This window comes from Nocardia sp. NPDC051030, from assembly GCF_040683015.1.
In the GTDB taxonomy this organism is placed as follows: domain Bacteria; phylum Actinomycetota; class Actinomycetes; order Mycobacteriales; family Mycobacteriaceae; genus Nocardia.
In genome coordinates, this window is sequence record NZ_JBFBCD010000003.1 from 890,559 (window position 1) to 896,581 (window position 6,023).

At 65.3% G+C, this 6,023-nt stretch carries 6 protein-coding genes; 4 read left to right on the forward strand and 2 right to left on the reverse strand.

Going from position 1 to position 6,023, the window contains the following annotated elements:
• The first annotated feature begins 8 nt into the window (after positions 1–8).
• Positions 9–326: a metalloregulator ArsR/SmtB family transcription factor gene (locus AB0N05_RS13640; RefSeq protein ID WP_364692209.1), complete on the forward strand. Its 318-nt coding sequence runs from the start codon at positions 9–11 to the stop codon at positions 324–326.
• 559 nt (positions 327–885) lie between these two features.
• Entirely contained in the window at positions 886–1,815 is a 930-nt protein-coding gene (locus tag AB0N05_RS13645; RefSeq protein ID WP_364692212.1) for a hypothetical protein, read from the forward strand.
• Positions 1,816–1,855: 40 nt separating this feature from the next.
• Here the strand turns inward: AB0N05_RS13645 and AB0N05_RS13650 are convergent, their stop codons facing one another.
• Entirely contained in the window at positions 1,856–3,367 is a 1,512-nt protein-coding gene (locus tag AB0N05_RS13650; RefSeq protein ID WP_364692215.1) for a TraM recognition domain-containing protein, read from the reverse strand.
• A gap of 226 nt (positions 3,368–3,593) precedes the next feature.
• On the opposite strand from AB0N05_RS13650, the gene AB0N05_RS13655 reads away from it, so the two are divergent.
• Positions 3,594–4,163, forward strand: a complete 570-nt coding sequence (locus AB0N05_RS13655; protein ID WP_364692217.1) for a DUF6636 domain-containing protein — start codon at positions 3,594–3,596, stop codon at positions 4,161–4,163.
• Between the two features lie 17 nt (positions 4,164–4,180).
• Here the strand turns inward: AB0N05_RS13655 and AB0N05_RS13660 are convergent, their stop codons facing one another.
• Complete coding sequence (locus tag AB0N05_RS13660) at positions 4,181–4,828, reverse strand: pentapeptide repeat-containing protein (RefSeq protein WP_364692220.1); 648 nt, start codon at positions 4,826–4,828, stop codon at positions 4,181–4,183.
• A 273-nt stretch (positions 4,829–5,101) separates the two neighbouring features.
• On the opposite strand from AB0N05_RS13660, the gene AB0N05_RS13665 reads away from it, so the two are divergent.
• Positions 5,102–5,899 carry an SAM-dependent methyltransferase gene (locus AB0N05_RS13665; RefSeq protein ID WP_364692223.1) on the forward strand — a complete coding sequence of 266 codons (798 nt, stop codon included), beginning with the start codon at positions 5,102–5,104 and terminating at the stop codon, positions 5,897–5,899.
• Positions 5,900–6,023 lie beyond the last annotated feature (124 nt).

A 6,023-nucleotide genomic window follows, 5' to 3' on the forward strand; every position in this document is an offset into this window, starting at 1 on the left:
TCGCCCCCATGCGTCACCTGCCCCAGCCTGCCGCGGACGACATCGAATTCGTCTCCGTCATGCACGCCCTGTCCGATCAGGTGCGCCTGCGCCTGCTCGCAGCGCTGGCCGATGACGCCGAGCATTCGTGCACAGTGGCGGCCGAGGGCATCGACGTGCACAAATCGACCGTGTCGCACCACTTTCGGGTGCTGCGCGAGGCGGGATTGATCAGCACTCGACAGGACGGCCGCAATCGTCTCGTCAGCCTGCGGCGCGCAGAGGTGAACCAGCGTTTCCCGGGTGTCCTGGACGCGGCCCTGACCGCCGGGGCGCACTCGCACTGAAGCCGCCGTTCGGCATTGGCATCACAACTCTTAAGTCTTCTGACGCACCCACCGACTGGCGTCAACATTCACGAACGCCACTCCCAGGCTGATCCGCATATGCCTGAGCAATCCGCCGGATCGGCTGAGAAATTACGGTCCAGATGAGAACTGGCACAGCCGTACAGGGGTGCCTAGTTTTTGATGGGGTTTCGTGACGTTTCGTTTCGTGTGCGCCAACCAAACGTAAACGGAATAGATTTGGCGGTTGACCGGGGGAGCGTGGATTCTGACCGCCGATAACGTTCACTTATCGGGGGTCAGGATGGGGTGGATTGGATTCGGGCGGTTTGGGTTTCGTTTCGTGTTGTTGCGTTGGGAATGACGAAACCAACGTTACGATTTGGCGGTGTCGAGCATCTGTAACTACCCGGGGTGTACTAAACCGATTACTCGCGGCGGGGGGCCGGGGCGGCCTTCGGAATACTGTGAGCATCCTGATCACACGCGGTGGCGGGCCTGGAGAGAGCGGCAGCGACGGTTGCAGGGGGAGGGTGAGGCACCCACCGCTAATGTCACTGTGACGCAACAGGGTCCGGTGACTGTGGCGCGGTTGCGGGCCGATGAGCTGCTTGTGCAGTTTCGTGGGTTGGCTGATCAGCTGGGGACGACGCTGGGTGCGGCGGTGGCTGAGTTGTCGACGTTGGCTGATCCTTCCGTGGCGGAGGCGCAGATTCAGGCCGTGCAGGCGGATGCCGCCCGGCGGATCGCCGAGGCCGAGATGTCCGCGGTCGCTGCGGAACAGCAGCGTCGGGAAGCCGAAGAGGCGCGCGTGGGAGCGGAAGCCGCGGCCGAGGATGCGGCGGAGGTCGCGGATACGGCGGAGGCGCGGATTGCCGAGGCGCTGAGCTCGCGTGATGACGCGCTGCGGGAGATGGAGCGGCTCACCAAGCAGGCAGCCGATGATGTCTTCGCCGCACGCACCGAGGCCGAAGCTGAGATACGCACCATTCGGCGGGAAGCCGCCGAAGAGATCGCGAACGCCCGCGATCAGGCCACCGAGGAAATCGAACTGGCGCGGTCGAAGTCGGCGACCGAGGTGGAGCAGGTCCGGCGGGACGCCACCCAGCGGATTACCGCTGCGGGCGCGGAGCGGGATCTGGCGGTGCAGCGGGCAGCGGATGCCGAGCGGGCGATCGATCGCGCCGAACAGGCGGTGGCCGAACGCAATCAGGTGCTCACCGAGACTCGCGAGGAACTGAAGCGGGTGCGCGCGGAACTGGAAGCCACGCGCGGCGAGCTGACCACGGTTCGGCGAACTGCGGCGGAGGACATCGCGACCGTCCGGGCCGAAGCCGCTGCCACGCTGGAAAAGTCACGGCAGGCCGCAGCCGAACAGTTGGCCACCTTGGATGATGCGCGAGCCCAGACCCTGGCCCGAGCGGAACGCGCCGAACGTCAACTCGACGAACTGGTCGCCGCGACCAGGGAAGCGACGACGAAACGATAGGAGCGCGGTGCGCGGCTGGTCGTGATGGACGAGCGATGACTCACGCCGGAGGGCGGATCTCCTCCAAGCTGGAATCGGGTTCGCTGGGTAGGCCCGTGACGCGGGTGGGTTCGACGGCGGACACCGGGTCGGTAGGCGCATCACCGTCGTTGTCGCGCCGAATGTTTCGGCGCACCTGCTCGGCATATTCGCTCTCCCACCACGGGATGGTCCGCGCCAAGACCGGCTTGTTGTCTGTCGGCACGATCACTATCCGCCCTCGCGGCAGCCGCAGTAGATCAGTAGCGCAGAACCGGCGGGTGGATCCGGTGGCTGCGAAGTACTTCTGGGCGAAGTCGATATCGTCCAATCCGCTGCCAACTATGCGGAGATCGGCGGCCTGCCACAAATCTGTCATACCGTCGGCTCCCCAGCAGCGAACTCCTTGGCTCCACGATTGCAGCATCGTCATGGCGTAGATTCCGGCTTCCCCGAATCGGCTGTACTGCGTGGGGAGTTCGCGCCAGCGCGTGGTGTGGGCCGCGTCGTCGAAGACCGCCAGTAGCGGGACGCGCAGGCGACCTCCCGAAGTCTGTCCGGCCAGCCGCATGGCGGTATCGATGACGGCCTCGGCGAGCGCACTCACCAATGGGGCCGCGCTGCCGTGGCTTTCGTCGGTGAGCGCGTAGATCGTGCCATGGGATTGGAGGAACTCGCGCTCGTCGAGCACGGCCCGGTCGGAGGCGGCCGGGGTCACCCAGCTGTGCACGTTCTCGTTCCGTAGGCACCGCACCATGCGCCGCGCGAATCCGAAGACTCGCTCCCGGATGTAGTAATCCTGGTTGTACTGCGAGGCAAGGGAGTTCGCGGCGAAATGCCGACCGTGCTCGCGCAGGGACTGCACTGGCACCATATCGCTCGGGTTGGTCACCCATTCCCAGACGCTGCGGACGGTGGCGTTGTGGTCTACCGCCGCGGCGAGGAACAGCCCGGCCAACAGATCCTCGGCGTCCGAGAGATACGCGGCGTCCCAATGGCGCTCCGAGGGCTGCACGCTGAACGCGAAATGCGAGGCCAGTTTCGCCGCGCGGACCTCGCCGCCCTCACAGTCGGGATTCACCCAGGCGAGTGGATCCCAGCAATATTGGTCCGATTCGTCGTCGCCGGGAGTCTCGGCGATCCCGTGCGGGTCGAAAACGATTATCGGGCCGCCCTTGTCGCGCCGCAGGCCGCGAGTGAGGTCCAGGACGTCCCGTTTGGTCGAGGTCACCAGCACCGGCCCCCACGTATCGAGGATCGCCGGTACCACCCTGGCTGTGGTCTTGCCGCGTCGAGGGCCCCAGATATCGACCTGGGTGTCGAGCCCCGAAGCCCATAGCGGCAGGTTGCCGACAATGGATTCACCGATCCGCACCCCCGGCGCATCCTTGCCGCCGAGCCGGAACCCGGCGTCGGCGGACCTGGCCCGGACCGCGTTCTCGGTCAGCCATTCCAGCTCGCGCCGCCCTGCCAGTGAGCGGGCCGTGGCATCGACGGCCAGCCGTGGCCCGGCCCTGCGAGAAAGTCGAAACATGATGTCATGCCCCCTAACTGAAACACCTCGCGCCGACGCAGCACTGCGACGCGAGGCAGCACCCCCTCTTCCAGAATAGTGAGAATTAGGGCATCTGCCTTATACGAGTAGACAGTTTCGCCGCCTAAGGTTCTCTTGGGCCGCCGCACGGGCGCGGACCGTAGCGAATCGATCATGAGGACCGATTCACTGCATAGTTCGTCGGGGTGGGATGACTGGAGGCGGAATGAAGGCAAAGCTGTTCGCAATCGTGAGCGTCGCGCTGATGGCGACGCTCACGGCGTGTAATGACGACACGGTTGCCGTTCCGGGACCTTCGGCGGTGACGACCGTGGCGCAGCAAGGCGGCGGCGGTGCCACGGCTCCGACTTCGCTGCCGTCCCGCGATGACGCGACCGTCGACGCGCGGGACTACCAGCAGGGCGACAAGTACTACTTCCAGTCGCCCAGCGGAAACATTATGTGCGGGTTCATCAATGAGACCGGATTCGGTACCGGATGTCAGCTGGAGAAGGCCACGTCGGTGCCCTCCCAGCTCTCCGGGTGCGGCACGCAGGCCAACCGAGAGGTAGCGGCCCAGGTCGTCGGGGGCAAGGCCGAGTTCAGGTGCATGAACCAGGGTGTTTTCGTCGGCTCTCCGGTGGATGGGACGAATCGGGGTGGCGGCAAGGTGTTGCCGTATGGCGCGACCATCATTGTGCGGGGCACGGCCTGCACGTCGTCGACCTCCGGCGTGCGCTGTGATTCGGGCGGGCACGGCTTCATGATCGCGGCCGAGGCGCAATCGCTGTTCTGATCGGTCGGGACCTGGATTCAGTTGTCGCGCACGATGATTCCCGCTGCGTGCGCGAAGATCGGGGCAAGGTCCATGAGCTGCGCGGTGCTGATGGTGGCGCCGCGCAGCGCATCCACCCCGCTGGCGACGTCCAGCCGCACGGCTCCCCGGAGATCGATATCCTTCAGCCGGGCCCGATGCAGCGCAAGCCGTTCCACCGTCGAGCCGGGGAAACGCAGACGTTGCAGTTTGGCCTCGCCGAAGTCGACATCGCGCAGGACACAGTCCGCGAACTCCACATCGTGCAGCGTGGCATTGCGGAAATTGACCGACTCGAACTTGCAGCTCTCGAACCGGACGCGGCGCAGCTCCGAGCCCACGGCCTCGATCCCGGACAGCGCCGAATCGATGAGTTCGGCATCCTGCCATCCGCTCTGTCCGATATTGGTCCCCACCCAGCGCACTCCCCGCATCCACACGTCGGTGAATCGGGCATATCGGAATGTGCCTCCCGAGACCGTCACATCGGTGACCGCGGATTCATTGAATCGGACACCGCGACCATCGATTTCGTCGAGCTGCCGCCCCGCCACATGGATGGCGTCATAGTCCTGATCCGGCTCCAACTCGCCGTCGAAAGGCTGGAGATGGTGCGAATAGGGCAGATCGGCGAGGGCGCGGGGCATGTCGACCAGCCTAGCCAAAACCAGTTGGGCCGATTCCCTCGAGTTGAACATTCGCGGCGGGTTCGGTGCGATGCTGTGCAGGATGGTGGAGAACTTCCGGTGCGGACGGATTGCTGGGCGTGAACCGGTATCGTCATTGGGAAAGACTGCTCCGCGCGGCCGTGATCTGGAATGATCTCCGATCGAGGTCCCGCAGGACGGCGGGCGGACCGTGCGATCCTCGACCACCTAGGTGCACGGAAGGGTAAGGGGTGACAGTTGAATATCAACGCCATGCGAGCACGGCAATCCCGGCCGAGTGTGGCACGCGTCTACAGCTACGTACTGGGCGGTCGCGATAACTACGGTGTCGACAAGGATCTCGGTGACTACTTCACCCAGGATCTGCCCGGCTCGGAACTACTCGCGATCACGAACCGGCAAGCCATTCTGCGTGCCGCGCGTGACCTCGCCGCCGGCGGCATCCGCCAGGTGATCGATCTGGGTTGCGGACTACCGGCGGAAATCAATGTCCACGAGGTCGTGCGCCGGAAGCAGCGGGACGCACGGATCGTGTATGTGGACAATGATCCGTTCGTGGTGGCGCACGGTCGCGCGCTCATGGTCCCGGACGAGAATGTCGCGGTGATCGAAGCGGACGTGCGCGAGCCGGCAACGATCGGTGAGCATCCGGATGTGCAGCGGCTCATCAACTTCGACGAACCGGTTGGCATCCTCTTCGGCATCACGCTCAGCTTCGTGAACGACGAAGAAGATCCCGCGGGCGTGGTGAAGTACTGGGCCGATCGGATTCCCTCCGAAAGCCAGGTCTACATCTCGCATTTCCGCACCGGACGCACCCGGGAAGCCGCAGCCACCTCCCAGAAGATCGTGGAAGCCTTCGGCCGCGGCCGATTCCGCTCCGACGACGAGATCCGCGCCCTCTTCGGCGACCTGCAACTCCTCGACGACGGCCTCATCCCCTGCGCCCACTGGCATCCGGACCCCGCCCCCGACAGCACGGGTGACGACATCAGCGAACTCAGCGTCTGGGAGGAACTCGTAGTCTCCGCCCTGGCCCGCAAACCCTGACGACCCTCCGGGATGACCACCGCGTCACCCGAAGCTCGTGAATCCCGTTGGCGGGGGGGGGGGTGGTGTGGGGGGGGGGGGGCGCGGGGGGGGCTGTCGAGTGGGCTTTGGGGGCCAAGGCGCT